Here is a 16,598-nt window from a genome sequence, read left to right on the forward strand (position 1 = left end):
CGAGCCTGACGCGGCTAATGGGCTATTAGAAAAAGGTGAAAACCGATGGACAGACTCTGGGCAATGCAGGTGTTCGTGCGCGTGGTGGAATGCGGCAGTTTCAGCCGCGCCGCCGAGTCGCTGGACATCGCCAATGCCACCGTAACCTCCAGCGTGCGCAAGCTGGAGGACTACCTGGGGGTGACCTTGTTATCGCGCAACACCCGCTCGTTGCGCTTGACCGACGACGGCGAAGGTTATTTCCAGCAGTGCAACCAGGTACTGCAGCTGGTCGCCGATATGGAAGCTCAGGTTCGTCAGAAGAAAGGTGAGATCAGCGGACAGTTATGCATCGAGTCGCCGGCAGCGTTCGCCCGTGCCTTGCTGTGCCCGGCGCTACCGGCCTTTACGGCGCAGCACCCCGGCTTGTCCGTGGCGTTGCGCCAGACAGACCATGCCGAAGACCTGATCGCCACGGGCACCGACGTGGCGATCCGCATCGACTCGGTCAATGACGCCGATCTGGTCGCCCGTCCGCTGTATCAAGCGCACTACGTGGCTTGCGCTGCACCCGGGTTACTCAAACGGATCGGCACTCCCGAACAGCCGCAGGATCTGCAGCCCAAGCACTGCCTGGGGATTTTCGGTGCCGGTCGCTACACCGTATCGGACTGGACCTTTGCCTGCGAGGGCGAGCAACACCAACTGACGCCCCGTGGCGACCTGCACTTCAACAGCACCGACGCGCTGATCCAGGCCGCCCTGGCCGAGCAAGGCGTCATCTATGTCCTGGACGTGTTCGTCAACGGGCTGATCCGCAGCGGCGAACTGGTGGAATTGTTTCCCGACTGGAGCACCGGTAGCCGCAGCTTTTACACGGTGACGCCCAAAGCGCGTTTCATTGCGCCGCGCACCCGTGCGTTCATCGACTTCATCCTCGCCACCCTGGATGCACAGCGCCGTCCGGCTTCGGGCGCGAGCATCGCGGTACGGCAAGGACGCCGCGGGCTCGTTTAGCGACCTCGTAACGCTTGAAAAATGCCAGCCACTAGCGTGGACTGGCATGTGCCCGGGGCCCTATCGCAACTCATCCAGTAACGCAGGCAGCAGCGTTTCCCAAGGGGCTACGATGCCCAGGCTTGCGACCTTGAAAATGTCCGCTTCGGGATCCTTGTTTATCGCCACGATACAGCTGTCCAGGCTGACCCCGGCCAGATGCTGCAGGGTGCCGGAGATACCTACCGCCAGGTAGATCTGCGGGCTGACGAACTTGCCTGACACACCCACCTGACGCAACACGGGCACCATGCCTGCATCCACCGCGGGCAGGCTGCCGCCCAGTGTTCCGCCCAGGCTCAACGCCAGTTCCTCAAGCAACGCAAAGCCTTGCTCATTGACCCCTCTTCCACCGGACACCACCAGCGTGGCACCCTCCAGAGGCGGCAGGTGTTGGCCGCTTTCACGCTTATCCAGGGTCAGCGCCCCGGGCAGGAGACCGTGCAGTTCGATGGTGAACACATCAGCGTCGGCTTGCGCATTCAACAGCGGAGTACCTGCGCGCAAGCAGGCGAAGGCTGGCCCCCGGGTGATCTCCAGGCAGAGGCGCATGCGCCCACCCCATGCCGCGCGTTCCGCCAGCAGCGTATCGCCGTCAAATCCCAGGGCCAGACAGCGCCCCAACGCCTGACCATCGAGACAATCGGCCAGCAGCGCCGCCAGCTCTTCACCTTGCGGGCCGGGTGGCAGCAACACCAACGGCACGTCGCCGCCCAACCGGGGAATCGCCCTCAGCGTTTCGCCGACCGCCGCGACCAGCACCTGGGGCTCATCGCATTCACCTAACGCCGCCTGCACGGACTGATACACCTGTCGTGCCCCGGCCCGCATCGCCCACTCAGCATCCCGGGCACTGGGCTGGCTGCCGATCAGCACCGCCGCGAAGCCCTCCGCGCCACTGACCTGTTGCGCTGCACCCAGTGCCGCTTCCAGCGCCTGAGCGCCCCAGGCCTGGGGAATGACCGTCAGAACTCTGCTCATGGCTTGACCCCTTGCTCTTTTAACCAGCTGGACAATGCTTTGGCCTGCTGGCCGACATCCCCGTCCAACAACCGACACTGCCCCAGACGAGGGATCACCGGCGCGGCGTGTAGCCGTGACAGGGTCATCCCCGTACGCACCGGGGCCGACGCAGCGACATGGGAAAAGGTCATGCGCTTGGCCTGCATGACGTTTTTCATCAGGGGATGGCGCAGCTTGTTGCGTCGATCATTGGTCACACTCGCCAACAAGGGCTGATCGACCCGCAGCCACTCCTCACAGGTGCCGCGCTCGCGCATCAGACACAGTTGCTCGCCTTGCCATTGGCCAGACTGGGCCATGGCAAACTGCGGTCTGCCAAGACTGCGTGCGAGCAATACCGCGATACTGCCTTCATCCAGATCACCCAGTTCACGCCCCACCAGCACCAGTTCGTGCCCGTAATAATCGCGCTCAATCAGCCCGGCAATCTGCGCGGCTGTCTGGCGGGCGTCCCATAATTGGCAGGGTTGCAGCGCCAGGCATTGCAATGAATCGGGACGAAAAGCCGCGACACTGCGCAGCAGGTTTTCACTGTTGGCGCCGTCCAGCAGCAACACATCGATCTGCGTTGTGGCGCACGCGTCCCGCAGTTTCAACGCGACTTCCAGCGCAGCCTCGTCGAACGGGCTGAGTACACGCCGGGGCGATCCTTGCTCATCGATCATCGCCTGGCTGTTCAAACTGATGGGGTGCAACGGGAAACGGATATCCGCGACGCCCGCCAACAGGACAAGAATCTTCATGGTCAGCCCTCGCTCGCAGTGCCTGGCCGGGTGCCGGCCAAACGTCCGAATACGGCGGCCTTGCCGAGCGCCGACCCCGTCATATAGGCGGCGCCGTGAAAACCGCCGATCATCTCTCCCGCCGCCAGCAACCCCTCGATGGGCTCGCCGAACACATCAAGCACACGCAAATCCGTGTCGACGATCACGCCGCAGTAGGTACCGAACACCGCTGCCGTCGACGGGTAGGCATAAAAAGGCGGGCGCTCGAGGGTGCGCAACTGGCCGTGACGATGCACCAGATGCCGACGGCCGAATTCCGGTGGCTGCCCCTGGCGAACGGCATCGTTGTACGCGGCCACTTCGGCCAGCAACACCTCTTCAGGCACTTCGATCAGCCGCGCCAACTGTTCCAGCGTCTGCGCCTCGATGAACAGCCCCTCCTCCAGGCGCCGGGTGAAGTCGAGGATGCGTACCTGGTTGTCACCACTGTCCATGATGTCCTGGTCCAGGATCTGGTACCCCACACCGAATGCCTGTTGCATCACCGCATCGCCGAGCAACTTGTAGGACTGCGATTCGTCGACAAATCGCCGACCGTCCTGGTTCACCGCAATGGCGCCTTTGTAAACGGCCAGGCAGGCGTGATGGTTGTGCTCGTCCATCGGGTGTTTGCCGAACGTGCCCTTGATGTAGGGCAGGTCACGCACATCCGCGCCCAAGGCCCAGGCCATGCGCAGGCCGTCGCCTTCATTGCCTTCGCCACCGATGAACACCGCATTGTCGTATTGCGGGACAAAGCGGTGAATCAACTCACGGTCCTGAACAAAGCCACCGCTGGCCAACAACACCGCGCTGCGGGCCATGATTTGCTGCTGCTCTCCGTTGCGCTCGATAGAGGCCCCAGTCACCCGCCCCTCTTCATTGCGCAACAAGCGCCGGGCACGGCTGTGCAGCCAGACTTCGACCTTGTCCGTCGCGAGCGCGGCCAATTGCAGTTGGCGCACCATGTCGGCCGGATCGACGTTGTGCACCCGGGGTACCGACTGCCCCGAGGCGGCCTCGATGACATCGGCAAACACCACCCCGTTGTCCTTGAGCCATTGATAGGTCTCCAGTTGGTGGTCGGTGTACAGCTTGACCAGGGACTCGTCGCATTCACCCTTGCCCACATCGACCAGGTCATCGAACAGCCGCTGCGACGAATCCTCAATCCCGTGGGAGCGCTGCAGATCGGTGCCGGCGAAGGCCAGGCAACCGCCGCTCATGGCCGACGAGCCACCGGTTTGCGCGGTTTTTTCCAGCACGACCACCTGCAAACCCGCCTGGGCTGCACTCAGGGCCGCGCAAAAACCCGCCAGCCCGCCACCGATGACCAGCAGGTCGCATTCGTAATGATTCATAGCTGTGCTCCCCCTTGCAGGAACGGGGTCAGGCCATAAAACTCGAATATCTCCCGAACCCGGTCAGGTGCCGGTTGAGCCGAGAAATAACCACGGTTGCAAGTGCTGGTCCCATTGGCGCGGCGCAAGTCCACCATGGCTTCCGCTTGCTTGACCCAGGCGCCGAGCGAATCGAGGACCGGCACACCGTCGACTTCGTTGACGCCATGGGTGGCCAGCAACACGTTAAGCGGAGCTTCCCCGGGAATGATCACCTCGGCACCTTGCGCAATCAGGCCGCGTGCAGCGCTACGAAAGCGCTCGATCAGCGCAGTGGGGTCGGTGAAGGCTGCCAGGACGTCGGCAAAGTGGAAGCCGACATGACGCACCCCGGTCAACCGCCCGGCAAGACCATGGCGCGCCGCATTTTCAGTGATCTGCCCCGCCAGTTCGTTGATGAACACCAACACCCCGAAGGTACGACCCAGCATGCACGCAGTGAGCATCGCGGATTCGCCATACCCCACCACCGGTATATCCAGCAGGCTGCGAGTCTCCTTGAGCGCCGGCTCCGGCAGCGTGCTGATGGCGTACGCATCAAAACCCTGGTGCTGGGCATTGATGCCCGCCGCCATGAACTGGATGCCATGCAAGTACTGCAGCGCCGAATACTTGATGTCATCGCCGGGATAGTGATTGCGGTAGGTGCCTGGGAGCATCCCGTGCAGGTGGATTTCCGTACCCGGGCGGGCAACCTTGCGAAAATGTGCGCGCAACGCTTCGTCGTAAGCACCCAGGTCGCTTAGAACAGTAAAACTCTGATGCCAGATACGGATGCTCATCGGTGTCCTCATTCATGAGCCAGGGCCCGGGCACCCAACCTTGCGGTCGACTTGCCTGGCCACCCTGGCGAATAGTTGATGAGGAATTATTAGCGCAGCGTCCCAGGGCTGAGTAGGCGCTGGGGTTGAACGGGCCTTTCAACAAAACCGCAAGATCGGGAAAAGCCCGACCCGTGAAAGGCGCAATTCCCGCGTGGCAGTATCCCCATGAATTTATTGAATTAATTGAATCGATCAAATAGATAGTTAGCTAGCTACTCATGTAGTTACAATTGCCTTTACTACAAAGGTTCGCTGGGCTGTCCATGAGCGCTGGATGCTTGGGGCAGACGGTAGAGGATGCTATCTAATGAAACCCACCATCACTTTCGCCGCGGCTGCAGGATGTATCTTCAGCCTCGGCTTCGCCATGAATGCCGCTGCCAGTGAGCCGATGTTTTCCTCATCGTCTCGGTGGATGACGGGCGACTGGGGCGGGCTTCGAACGGAGTTGCTCGAGAAAGGTTATGACTTTCAGTTCAGCTACCAGTCGGAAAGCGCCGCCAACGTCAACGGTGGTTATGATCACGATCGGGCTGCGCGGTACACCGACCAGTTCAATTTGGGCACAGCCATCGATCTCGAAAAAGTTCTGGGTTGGCAGGACGCCAGCTTTCAACTGCTGATCACCGAGCGCAGTGGCCGAGACCTCAGCAATGATCGGCTGACCGATCCGCGTACGGGAACCATAGCGTCCTCGGTTCAAGAGAACTATGGACGCGGTCAAACCTGGCGCATTACCACGTTGGCGTATCAGCAAAAGTTTTTTGACGATGTGCTCGACATTAAAGTGGGCCGCTTGCCGATAGGCAGCGACTTCGATGCAACCGGCTGTGTGTTCCAGAACAACTCCCTGTGTGGCGGCCTGGTCGGACACGCCTCGACGGTGTGGTACAACTCGCCCGTCGGGCAATGGGGCGGGCGGATCAAGGTCAACCTGACCCCTGAAATCTATGCCCAGGTGGGGGCTTATGAATACAACCCGACCCTGTTGGACAGTAACAACGGGTTCAAGCTGAACACCTCTGGCCGTGAAGGCACGACCTACGTCGGCGAGCTGGGCTGGACGCCTGCATTGGGCGCGGCCGGCATGCCCGGCAAATACATGGTCGGTGGCTACTGGAACAGCGCGACCGCCAACGATGTGCTGGAGGACCGCAACGGCAACTTCAAGCAAGTGACCGGCGATGCGGCGGACCAGCTGGATGGGCGATACGGGATGTACGCCTACGCCCGTCAACAGATCACCAGTGTCAAAGGCGATCCCAAACGCGGGCTGAGCCTCTTTGCCCATTACTCCCAGTATGACAAACGCAGCAGCACCCTGGACTGGCAGGCCCAAGTCGGCGCCATCTACGCGGGCCCCTTCGATGCACGACCTCAAGACGCGGTCGCGATCGGTTTCAGTCAGCTGCACGTCAACCCGGCGTTGTCGAAAAATCAGCGCCTGCACAACACCGTCAATTCCCTGAATGACTACGATGATCCCGCTTACCAGCCTGTTCAGCGGGCCGAGTATGCCGCCGAGATTCATTATGACTTCAAGTTGACGCCGTGGCTGATGGTGCGTCCGAACATTCAATACCTGGCCAATCCGGGTGGGGTTCACGAGGTGGACAACGCTACCGTCGTGGGCCTGACCGTCAACACGGTTTTTTGAACCGACAAAAAAGCCGGACTAGCGTCATGGAAGTGCCATGGCCGATGTTCCTGAACCCCACACGAGGTGTGAAATGATACTGAGAGTTACCGGCGTTATCCTGGCACTCATAGGGCTCGCCACCCTATACATGGGAGGCCACCTGATACTCGTCGGAGGCTCGCCCGCTTACGCGATTATTGCGATCTGCCTCCTGATCACGGCCGTGCTGCTGTTCCTGAGGAAGCGGGTCGCGCTGACATTCTATGCAGCGGTCATGTGGGCAATCCTGATCTGGATCATATCGGAGGTCGGCTTCGACAAGTGGCAATGGATACCCCGGGGCGATCTCTTTGCGCTGATTGGTTTCTGGCTGGCCCTGCCATGGGTAACCCGCGCCCTTTACACCGGCGAGAACAAAAAATTTCATCCGGCATTGGGCGGCACGGTTGCGGTCATGATGGTGCTCGTCGTCGGGATCATGTTCTATGACCCCTACCCGGTTCAGGGCGACATTTCCAATCCCGTGATCAGCCAGAAAACCGATGCCCCTGCCGAGGACTGGACGGCTTATGGCGGTAACAATGAAGGGCAGCGATTCTCCAAGCTCGATAAAGTAAACGCCGAAAACGTCAAGAATCTGCAAGTCGCCTGGGAATACCACACCGGCGACCTTCGCGATCCTGGCAAGGATGCGAGCGAGTACACCTTCGAGGCCACACCGCTCAAGGTCAATAACCGGCTGTACATCTGTACTGCGCACAATGAAGTGCATGCGCTGGACCCGGTTTCCGGCAAGCTGGCCTGGAAATACGAACCGACCAAAGACCCTTCGTACCTGGTGCAGCACCAGACCTGTCGCGGCGTCAGTTATTTTGCAAAGGCCAACAGTGAGACTGCCGCGCCCTCCTCCAGCGGCCAATGCCAGAAACGCATTATCACCACGACGGCTACTGCGAAGCTGATTGCGCTGGATGCCGACACCGGCAAACCCTGTGCGGATTTCGGCCAGGAGGGTGTCGTTGACCTCACGGCCAACATGGGCCCACTGCGACCGCACGCACTGATGCAAACGGCAGCGCCACTGGTGGCGGGTGACCTGGTGATTCTGGGCGGCTCGGTCATGGACAACGGCTACAACAGCGGCAACCCGTCCGGTGTGATTCGTGCCTACAACGTCATGACCGGCGAGCTCGTCTGGAATTTTGCTCCAGAGAATCCGGATCACACCTCACCGATCGATCCGGCTGGGCAATACCAGCAAGACACTCCTGTTGCTTGGGCAACCCTGAGTGCGGATGTAAAAAACAATCTGGTTTACGTGCCCTTCGGCAATGCCTCCCCTGATGAGCTGGGGCTGCAACGCAACCCGGACAGCAACGTCGAGAAGTTCCGGGATACGCTGGTGGCCCTGGATCTCAACACCGGCGCATTCAAATGGAAATTTCAAACCTCCAACAATGACCTTTGGGATCGAGACAATCCATCCCAGCCTTCCATCATGGATATCGGGCCCAAAGGACAGGAGCAACCGGCGATTTTGCTGCCGACCAAGGTAGGCAATATCTTCGTATTGAATCGGCTTACCGGCGAGCCGATCGTACCCGTGGATCAAGTCGCGGTTTCCGATAAGGGCGGTGTGCACGGCGAACGTTTTGCCAAGACCCAGCCCGTATCGCGTCTCAACTTTATCCCGGAACCGCTGAAAGAAAGCGCCATGTGGGGACTGACCCCGTTTGACCAGATGTCGTGCCGCATTGCCTATAACGAGCTCAATTACACGAATAACCCCTGGACCCCTTCCAGCGAAACCGGCTCGCTGATCTTTCCTGGCAATATCGGTGCCTTCAACTGGGGCTCGATTGCCGTGGATCCGCAACGCCAGATTGCCATCGGCGCGCCGGTACGGCTGGCTTACAAATATACGTTGATCAAGCGCGATGCGAGTACCGAGGAAAAACGCCTGTTCACGGCCGATAAAACACCCTACTGGAATGAAAACTTCCAGGGTGACTACGCCATCAACATCAAGCAATTTGCGTCCGGACTGGGCATTCCTTGCATCGCACCGCCGTGGGGTCGAATGGTGGGTGTCGACCTGCTGACCGGGAAGACGCAATGGATGCGTCGTATCGGTACCACCAAAAACTTGAAGACGTCCTTCTTGCCAGGGGCTTTCCCTATCGGTTTACCCATGGGCATGGTGGCTCACGGCGGTCCGCTGGTTACAGCAGGCGGTGTCATATTCCACGCGGCTACCGCAGATAATTTCATTCGTGCGTATGCCATCAATAATGGGGAGCTGCTTTGGCAATATGAGCTGCCCGCCGGCGGGCAAGCGACTCCATCGACTTATGTCGGTGAGGATGGCAGCCAGTACATTGTCATTTCTGCCGGCGGCCATGGTTCCCTTGGGACAACATTGGGCGACAGCGTCATCGCATTCAAATTGAAATAGCACTCTGTGAGGCCATGCAGTGCATGGCCTCTCAACGGCTGGTGCTTATGTCGCCCTCGGTCACCCGATCACGTTTGCATACACCGCCCTGTCGACATTCCCGCCGGACAAAATGACCCCCACCCGTCTTCCCGCCATGGCTTCACGCTCCTGAATGAGCGCCGCCAGGGCCGCCGCCCCCGCCCCTTCCGCCAGGTTGTGGGTATCGGTGTAATACACGCGCATGGCCTCGGCTATCTCGTCCTCTGTGACGGATACGATCCGCGCCGCCGCCGCACCGTAGATGGCGAAGGCTTCAGGAATCGGTTTACGAACGGCGAGGCCGTCGGCAAAGGTATTTGCCGTCGCGGTTTCGCAAATTTCTCCCGCTTCAAAAGAAAGTTTTGCCGCTGCCGCCTCGGTGGAAACCACCCCCACCACTTCTGTTTTCAGGCCCAGCGCATCGCGCGCGGCGATCACCCCACAAACCCCGGAGCCACAGCCGATCGGCACGTAGACGGTATGCAGGTCCGGCGCCGCCTTGAACAGCTCCAGCGCGTACGTGGCCACGCCTTTGACCAATTCGGTGTGGAACGGCGGCACCAGATAGAGGCCCTCCTCTTGCGCCAGGCGTGCAGCCTCTTCCCGGGCTTCATCGAAATCGCGCCCCCATTCGACCACCTCGCCGCCGAAGCCGCGCATGGCATGGTTTTTTTCTACCGAGTTGCCCTCCGGCACTACGATCAATGCGCGCAAACCCAGCGCGCGTGCCGCCAGCGCCAGGCTCTGGCCATGGTTGCCGCGGGTAGCGGTGACAATGCCGCTGGCGGTGGGGTGCGTGCGTTTGAGCCAGTGCATGAAGGTAATGCCGCCACGCACCTTGAAAGCGCCCGTGGGCGTATGGTTTTCATGCTTGACCCACACCGTGCACCCCAACCGTTCAGCCAGCAATGGCCAAGGGTACTGGGCGGTGGCAGGCATGACCTGGTACACCTGGTGGGCCGCTTGTTCGATGTCATCGCGAGTCAGTCTGTGCATGAGCACTCTCCCTGAGGTTTTGCCCAGTCTAGACGCGGTGCCCATCCGCCGGCTTTCAGAAAACCGACCTGACTTTTGTGCCGCGTCTTGACTACTATGGTGCTCATGAACCCTCGAAACCGCCTGGCACCATCGCTCCTGACCGAACCGGTCCGCCGTGTCGAGGCCGGCCCCTGGGCGATCGAATTGTTGCCCGGTTCCGCCTACGCTGCCCGATACGTAGCGACCCATGCGGCGATCGGCTTTGCCTTCGACAGCCAGCAAGGCCAGCACGCCATCGGCAGTGATCGAGTGCTGCCGTTCGTTGCCACGCCGAACGGCCTGGCGTTTGTCCCTGTCGGCTGTGACGTGTTGTCCGAGTCCGCCGAAGGCGGTGAATACCTGCGGGTGATGCGCGCTGACGGCCTGGTGTTGAAGGGGGAGCGGGCCTTCAACAATCGCATCGATCCGCAGGCCATCAGCCTTGCGCGGCAAATGCGCAACGCGCTGTTGCACGCCTCGCTGGATGACGATTGGGAGGCCTGGGCGCTAGCCTTGGCTGAACGGGCCATGGCGCAGGAGGCGTTGCCGACGCCGCCCCAAGGCTCCATCACCGCCAGCCGCATGCGCCTGCTCGATGAATTCATTGACGCCGGTCTTGACGGTGCGCTGAGCGTGCAGGCAATGGCCGGACTGTTTGAATTGTCCGAAGGATTTTTCATGCGGGCCTTCAAGCACGCCACGGGCAAAAGCCCGCACAGTTACCTGATCGACCGCCGACTCGCCAAGGCCCGTGCCCGGCTGCGCGACTCGACAGCCAGCCTGTCCGAGATCGCCCTCACCTGCGGCTTCAACTCCCAGGCGCACATGGCGACTGCTTTCAAGCAACGGCTGGGTGTCAGCCCGGCGCAATTACGAACATATTCGAGGTCGGTACAGACCGGGTTATTGGATAGCAGAATCCTCCGCTGAGTAACGGCAAGATCAAAAGATCGCAGCCTCGCTTCGCTCGACAGCTCCTACTGGGGCACGCTGCCCGATTGCCTCAACGGGTCCGTTGAAGTACCGCGACAGTCGGCACCGCCCGGGCCCTTTGTGGGAGCCGGGCTTGCCCGCGATGAGGCCGGTACTGCCAACGCCAAATTCTGGAATCGCAGCAATCCGCTCAGCTGTAATCGAAAGTAAACAACACCAACCCCTCAACAGGCTCATAGAACATGACGATGAGGTCTGCGCCTGCGGTTCGATAATGCCAGCCAGGTACGCTTGCCACGTGGAAAAAACGGTTACCTGCCGGGCTCAAGGGGTAGACGTTCGAGTCACCCCGATCGGCGTCACGTTCAACGATGTGCATGGGAAACTCGACCGCTTCCACCCAGTTCGCCACGCCGTCGACTTCACCACCCAACTGCTTGACGAATTCCACGGGATGATTGGCATCCCAATCCAGGCGGGCCAGCGTCCCGCTGCTTTTGAACCCGTCAGCCGCGGCTGCGAAGGCGATATCCTGTTCGGTGTAATGTCGCTCCAGATCAGCTCTGGCGCCCGGATGAGGGTCAGCCAGATCCGCGTTGCCCTCATGAAGAAAGAAGTATCGCGGGTCACCGCAAAGACGATAGCGTCCTTGTTCGACACTGAATCCGATCCAGTTCGTTTTCAACAGGTCGCCATGGTACCCATCCCACTCGGTCAACTCGCCTACCAGACATTCATACGGCTCCAGCGGGCTGAGCATGTACAGCACACCCGACCATTGCGGGTTCAAGGTGCTGATATCAATGCTGAACAGGGGGTGCAAGTGCTTGCCCAGTTCCATTTGATCAGCCACGAAAACTTCTTCGACGCTGGGGAACGGCACCATGCCTTGGGGGACTTTGGTGAAGTCCGGCGCGTGATGGTCGCTCATTCGAATTATTCCTTTTTCGATCTTAATAGTGGCGGCCAGAAGCGGACGTCCGTGACCTGCGTTTACAGGTCTACGACCTCATCAGAGGTCACGAGTTTGTCTCGGATCGAAAAAAGGGACGATTTATCTTCCTCTGGAAGATAAATCAGCCCCCCTTTTCCTCAACGGGCATGCCTCAGGCAAACAATTTCAGCGCTTCGTCATTCCACTCATGGCCATTCTCAGACCAGCCTTTACCCGCAGAAGGTGGGAATCCGGAACGGCAATAGCCTTGCTTGCCGGCAAAATCAAACACTGCGTGGGGATGGTCGTTGATCAACAGCACAGCCTTGCCATGGTCCATGGACCAGCCGATCTTCACCGTCGAGGATTTGTCCCGATCAGATATGTCGGCGACATTATAGATATGCAGCGCATCCTGGATCGGGTTGTCACTGTCCGAGGTATCCAGGGCATAGAAATAGCCGGTGTCTTCATCGTCCTCGAATACGACGACAAATGAACCTTCTTGCGCAGGCGCCTCTGCTACGGTGGCGCGACCTACGTTCAACTCATGCTCTGCTGCGATATAAATGGGCATGCGGGCGATCCTTTGCACGGTGATAGATGAAGGCATCGATGATGCCTAGCTCGGCGCCACGCTCGCAAGTGCTACGAAACTAGAGGGTCATGATTGGCCTTAGCAATGCTTGCCCTTCATACAATGTGGACAGATAACGTTCGCGTATTTGCTCGAGGGTCATTCGCGAGGCGTGGGTGGTGAGGGTCAAGGTTGCCTGCAACCGCCCTTCCCGATCCATCAACGGCACGCTCAGAACCCGCATCCCCACTTCATACTCCTGATCCACCAGGACATAGCCACGCTCGTTAGCCAAGGCGATTTCGGCGCGAATGCGCGCCTCATCGGTCACCGTATAAGGGGTAATGGCCCGTGGCGGGTTGCGGGCGAAATAGGTGTCGAGCGCCTCCGCTGACAGGCTCGCCAGCCAGAGCCGGCCACTGCCCGTGCAATACATCGGCACCCGTGAGCCGGGGCGGATCGACATTGAGGTGATATGGCTGTAGCGGCTGCGCACGATATGCACGATGTCATCACCGTCGCGAACGCCCACAGACACGTGTTCCTGGGTGGTTCGCGCCACCTGTTCGACGATGGGACGCAGCATGCGCGGCAACACCGCCGAATCGACATAGGCCTGGCCGATACGCAATGCCTTGGCGGTCAGCCAATAATAACGGCCATCTGTCTGCACAAAGTCGTCATGCACCAGCGTCAGCAAGAAGCGCCGGGCGGCACTCTGGGTCATGTCGGCCAGTCGGGCAGCCTCAGGCACACTCAGGCGCGGATGCTCCTGGGAAAACAATTGCAACAGCGCCAGTCCCTTTTGCAGGCCGACGATCAAATCCCGTTGATGGATAGTGGGCTGCTTCATCGCTACGACTCTTATTCAAACCAATAATGCGATTATCGCACTGATGATGCGATTATCAACGTAAACACCTCGCAGCTTGATTGTTCGCCTCCCTCCTCGCTTGCAGTATCGGCCCCACAACACAGCCAATAAGCGGGAACATCAAATGATTCAGGCTTCGACTGAACTGGTCGCCATCGTCGGCTCACCTGTTACACAGGTGAAATCGCCGGAAAACTTCAACCGCTGGTTCGCTGATCACCAGCAAAACGTTGCCATGCTGGCCATCGACCTTGCGCCGACCGCCCTGCAGAACTTCATTGAGACCTTGCGTGGCTGGCAAAATCTGCGCGGTTGCGTGGTCACCGTCCCCTACAAACAGCTACTGGCCGGCCGTCTGGACAGCGTCAGTGAGCGCTCGGCGGCGCTGGGCTCGGTCAACGTAATCCGGCGCGAGGCCGACGGCCGGCTGGTGGGCGATATCGTCGACGGCGAAGGTTTTCTCAGTGCTGCGCGCCAGCAGGGGTTCAATCCGCAAGACAAACAGGCGTTGGTGATCGGCACCGGCGGTGTCGGCAGTGCGATTGCTTATTCACTGTGTCAGGCCGGGATCAGTCATCTGGTCATCAGCGACTTGAGCGCGGAGCGCGTCGAGATGCTCGGCGAACTGTTGCGCGATGCTTTTCCCGAGATCGTGATCAGCGCCAGCCCCGCCTCGCTCGAGCACTTCGATCTGGTGGTCAACGCCTCGCCGGTCGGCATGGGCGCCACCAGCGATGAAGGCCCGCTGCCGTTGCCGCAAGTTCTGATGCAAACCCTGCAAAAGTCGACGCTGGTTGCCGATGTCGTGACTTCGCCAGCCGTGACGCCTTTTCTCGCCTTCGCCCGGCTGCGTGGTTGCCCGATCCAGACCGGTCCGGAAATGGCCCTGGCGCAACTGGGTAACCTCGGCCACTTCATGGGCGTAACACCGCTGCAGATCTGATCTGCAGCCGTGTCCTCGACAGGCGATAGACAATGAATATGACGACTACCCACCTCGCTGCCGGTGCCGACCTGGTCTACGACGTGATTGTCCTCGGCAGCGGTGCCGCCGGTTTCGCTGCGGCGGTGACCGCCAGTTGCCGAGGCCTCAAGGTCTTGCTGGTGGAAAAGACCGAAGCCTTCGGCGGCACCTCGGCGATCTCAGGTGGCGCGGTCTGGCTGCACGACTCCGATCAGGCCCGGGCCGCCGGGCATCACCTGAGCGCCGAACAGATGCGCCGCTATCTCAAGGAAGTGATCGGCGCTGGCTACAACCCGGCGCTGATCGATTCCTTCATTGACAATGGCCGCGAAGCCTTGGGTTTTCTGGAGACCCACAGCGATCTCAAATACAGCCTGCGGCCACTGTCGCCCGACTATTACCCGGACTTGCCCGGTGGCACGCAAACCGGTCGCGCCCTGGAAATCGACGAGTACGACGGGCGCAAGCTTGGTGAACACTTCAAAGACCTGAAGCGGCCACCGGATGGCATGCTGCTGTTCGGCGGCATGATGGTCAATCGTGTCGACATCCAGCACTTCCTCAGCTTCAAGCGCTCGCCGAAATCCCTCTGGCACTGCCTGAAACTGATGAGCCGCTATGCCATCGATCGCCTCAACCATCCACGCGGCACGCGCCTGACCGTGGGCAATGCCTTGATCGCCCGGCTGGCAACCACCGCCTTCGCCAATGGCGTCGACTTGTGGCTTCAGGCGGCACCCGATGCGTTGCTTGTCGAGCAGGGAACCGTAAAGGGTGTGCAGATCACCTGGAGCGGACAAACCCGCAAGGTATTTGCCAAGGGCGGCGTGGTATTGGCCATGGGAGGATTTGCGGCCGGTGCTCAAGCCGCTGAACAGCGGCCAGCGACGGACTCGGAACACTGGAGCATGTCACCACCCGCCAACGTTGGTGACGGACAACGACTGGCCGCTTCGGTCAACGCAGCCATTGGCGACAACCTTTCGGCGAATTTCTTCTGGGCGCCGGTCTCGGTGCTGCGCAAGGCCGACGGCAGCGTCGAGCGCTTTGCGCATCTGGTGACCGATCGGGCCAAACCCGGAGTGATCGCGGTCAACCGCGCCGGGCGACGTTTCGTCAATGAGTCGGACTCCTACCACTGCTTCGTCGAAAGCATGTTCGCCAACGGCGGCGCCAATGCGCCCTGCTGGCTGATCTGTGACAGCGAAGCCTTGAACCGATACGGCATGGGCCTGGCCCGTCCGCGACCGGTCGATAACAGCGCGTTGATCGACGCCGGTTATCTGCTGCGCGCAGACAGCCTCGCCGAACTGGCCCTCATCGCTGGCATCGATGCCACGGCTCTGGAGCAGACCCTGACGCAGTTCAACGCCGATGCAGCCCTTGGCGTCGACAGTCTGTTTGGTAAAGGCAGCAGCGCCTACAACCGCTACATGGGCGACCCGCATCACGGACCCAACCCGTGCCTGAAACCGCTGCACAAGACGCCGTTTTACGCCATTCGCCTGTTTACCGGTGACCTCGGCTCCGCCCGCGGACTGGTCACCAACAGCCAGGCCAACGTGCTCGACCGCAGCGGCGCACCGATCCCCGGCCTGTACGCCGCCGGCAACGAAATGAATTCGATCATGGACGGCACCTACCCCGGTCCCGGCATAACCCTCGGCCCCGGCATCACCTTCGGTTACCTCGCCGCCATTGATATCGCAGCCCGTCTTGACCGCAGCACAACCCAAGAACCCCGCACTGGAGAACAGCATGTACTACGAACTGCGCACCTACACGATTAAACCGACCGGCCTTGGCGACTGGCTCGCCTTGTACAAAAACGCGGCACTGGCCGTGCAGCAGGAGCACCTGGGCAACCTGGTCGGTTTCTTCACCACCGAAATCGGTGAGGTCAACCAGGTGGTGCACATCTGGGCCTATACCAGCCTCGACGATCGCATGGCCCGTCGCAACGCCATGGCAGCCGATCCGCGCTGGCAGGACTTTGCCCGGCAGAACAAGGAGCTCGACGCCGTGGTGACTCTAGAGTCGCGCCTGCTGCGCCCGACCGACTTTTCACCGTTGAAGTAACCGTCGTCCCGTTGAGCCGCTTCCGCCGGGGAGCGGCCAGCCCCGCCCCCCGCCCCACT

15 protein-coding genes are annotated in these 16,598 nt (G+C 60.5%); 7 read left to right on the plus strand and 8 right to left on the minus strand.

The window, feature by feature from the left end; translation table 11 throughout:
• Positions 1–45 precede the first annotated feature (45 nt).
• A complete protein-coding gene (locus ACA062_RS20675; RefSeq protein WP_497452764.1) occupies positions 46–996 on the plus strand; it encodes a LysR family transcriptional regulator in 951 nt (316 codons plus the stop codon).
• A gap of 60 nt (positions 997–1,056) precedes the next feature.
• On the opposite strand, the gene ACA062_RS20680 is transcribed toward ACA062_RS20675, so the two are convergent.
• Genes ACA062_RS20680 through ACA062_RS20695 form a run of 4 tightly spaced genes read right to left on the minus strand, consistent with a single transcriptional unit; the run spans position 1,057 to position 5,004 of the window.
• Positions 1,057–2,016 (minus strand): electron transfer flavoprotein subunit alpha/FixB family protein, encoded by a 960-nt coding sequence (locus ACA062_RS20680; protein ID WP_497452765.1) that lies wholly within the window; start codon positions 2,014–2,016, stop codon positions 1,057–1,059.
• Entirely contained in the window at positions 2,013–2,801 is a 789-nt protein-coding gene (locus tag ACA062_RS20685) for an electron transfer flavoprotein subunit beta/FixA family protein (protein WP_497452766.1), read from the minus strand. The genes ACA062_RS20680 and ACA062_RS20685 overlap by 4 nt, the downstream gene beginning before the upstream one ends.
• Before the next feature lie 2 nt (positions 2,802–2,803).
• Entirely contained in the window at positions 2,804–4,183 is a 1,380-nt protein-coding gene (locus ACA062_RS20690; RefSeq protein ID WP_497452767.1) for an FAD-dependent oxidoreductase, read from the minus strand.
• Complete coding sequence (locus ACA062_RS20695) at positions 4,180–5,004, minus strand: aspartate/glutamate racemase family protein (RefSeq protein WP_497452768.1); 825 nt, start codon at positions 5,002–5,004, stop codon at positions 4,180–4,182. The genes ACA062_RS20690 and ACA062_RS20695 overlap by 4 nt, the downstream gene beginning before the upstream one ends.
• Positions 5,005–5,353: 349 nt before the next feature.
• Between ACA062_RS20695 and ACA062_RS20700 the strand changes: the two genes are divergently transcribed.
• The gene (locus ACA062_RS20700) at positions 5,354–6,703 is read left to right on the plus strand and encodes a carbohydrate porin (protein ID WP_497452769.1); all 1,350 of its coding nucleotides are present in this window, start codon (positions 5,354–5,356) and stop codon (positions 6,701–6,703) included.
• 73 nt (positions 6,704–6,776) lie between these two features.
• The gene (locus ACA062_RS20705) at positions 6,777–9,140 is read left to right on the plus strand and encodes a membrane-bound PQQ-dependent dehydrogenase, glucose/quinate/shikimate family (protein ID WP_497457466.1); all 2,364 of its coding nucleotides are present in this window, start codon (positions 6,777–6,779) and stop codon (positions 9,138–9,140) included.
• A gap of 60 nt (positions 9,141–9,200) precedes the next feature.
• Here the strand turns inward: ACA062_RS20705 and ACA062_RS20710 are convergent, their stop codons facing one another.
• Positions 9,201–10,157 (minus strand): threonine dehydratase, encoded by a 957-nt coding sequence (locus tag ACA062_RS20710; RefSeq protein ID WP_497452770.1) that lies wholly within the window; start codon positions 10,155–10,157, stop codon positions 9,201–9,203.
• 105 nt (positions 10,158–10,262) lie between these two features.
• Here ACA062_RS20710 and ACA062_RS20715 point away from each other — a divergent pair, with 105 nt between their 5' ends.
• On the plus strand, positions 10,263–11,108 hold the full coding sequence (locus tag ACA062_RS20715) for a helix-turn-helix transcriptional regulator (protein ID WP_497452771.1): 846 nt from the start codon (positions 10,263–10,265) through the stop codon (positions 11,106–11,108).
• Between the two features lie 193 nt (positions 11,109–11,301).
• Here ACA062_RS20715 and ACA062_RS20720 read toward each other — a convergent pair whose 3' ends face one another.
• The 3 genes from ACA062_RS20720 to ACA062_RS20730 form a co-directional block, all read right to left on the minus strand.
• Positions 11,302–12,042 carry a hypothetical protein gene (locus ACA062_RS20720; protein WP_497452772.1) on the minus strand — a complete coding sequence of 247 codons (741 nt, stop codon included), beginning with the start codon at positions 12,040–12,042 and terminating at the stop codon, positions 11,302–11,304.
• 175 nt (positions 12,043–12,217) lie between these two features.
• Positions 12,218–12,622 (minus strand): DUF2251 domain-containing protein, encoded by a 405-nt coding sequence (locus ACA062_RS20725; protein ID WP_497452773.1) that lies wholly within the window; start codon positions 12,620–12,622, stop codon positions 12,218–12,220.
• Between the two features lie 79 nt (positions 12,623–12,701).
• On the minus strand, positions 12,702–13,475 hold the full coding sequence (locus ACA062_RS20730) for an IclR family transcriptional regulator domain-containing protein (protein WP_497452774.1): 774 nt from the start codon (positions 13,473–13,475) through the stop codon (positions 12,702–12,704).
• A gap of 145 nt (positions 13,476–13,620) precedes the next feature.
• On the opposite strand from ACA062_RS20730, the gene ACA062_RS20735 reads away from it, so the two are divergent.
• Genes ACA062_RS20735 through ACA062_RS20745 form a run of 3 tightly spaced genes read left to right on the plus strand, consistent with a single transcriptional unit; the run spans position 13,621 to position 16,539 of the window.
• Entirely contained in the window at positions 13,621–14,439 is an 819-nt protein-coding gene (locus ACA062_RS20735; RefSeq protein WP_497452775.1) for a shikimate dehydrogenase family protein, read from the plus strand.
• Between the two features lie 32 nt (positions 14,440–14,471).
• Positions 14,472–16,250 (plus strand): FAD-dependent oxidoreductase, encoded by a 1,779-nt coding sequence (locus tag ACA062_RS20740; RefSeq protein WP_497452776.1) that lies wholly within the window; start codon positions 14,472–14,474, stop codon positions 16,248–16,250.
• The gene (locus ACA062_RS20745; RefSeq protein ID WP_497452777.1) at positions 16,219–16,539 is read left to right on the plus strand and encodes an NIPSNAP family protein; all 321 of its coding nucleotides are present in this window, start codon (positions 16,219–16,221) and stop codon (positions 16,537–16,539) included. The genes ACA062_RS20740 and ACA062_RS20745 overlap by 32 nt, the downstream gene beginning before the upstream one ends.
• Positions 16,540–16,598: the final 59 nt, after the last annotated feature.

Source organism: Pseudomonas sp. LBUM1679 (genome assembly GCF_059695565.1).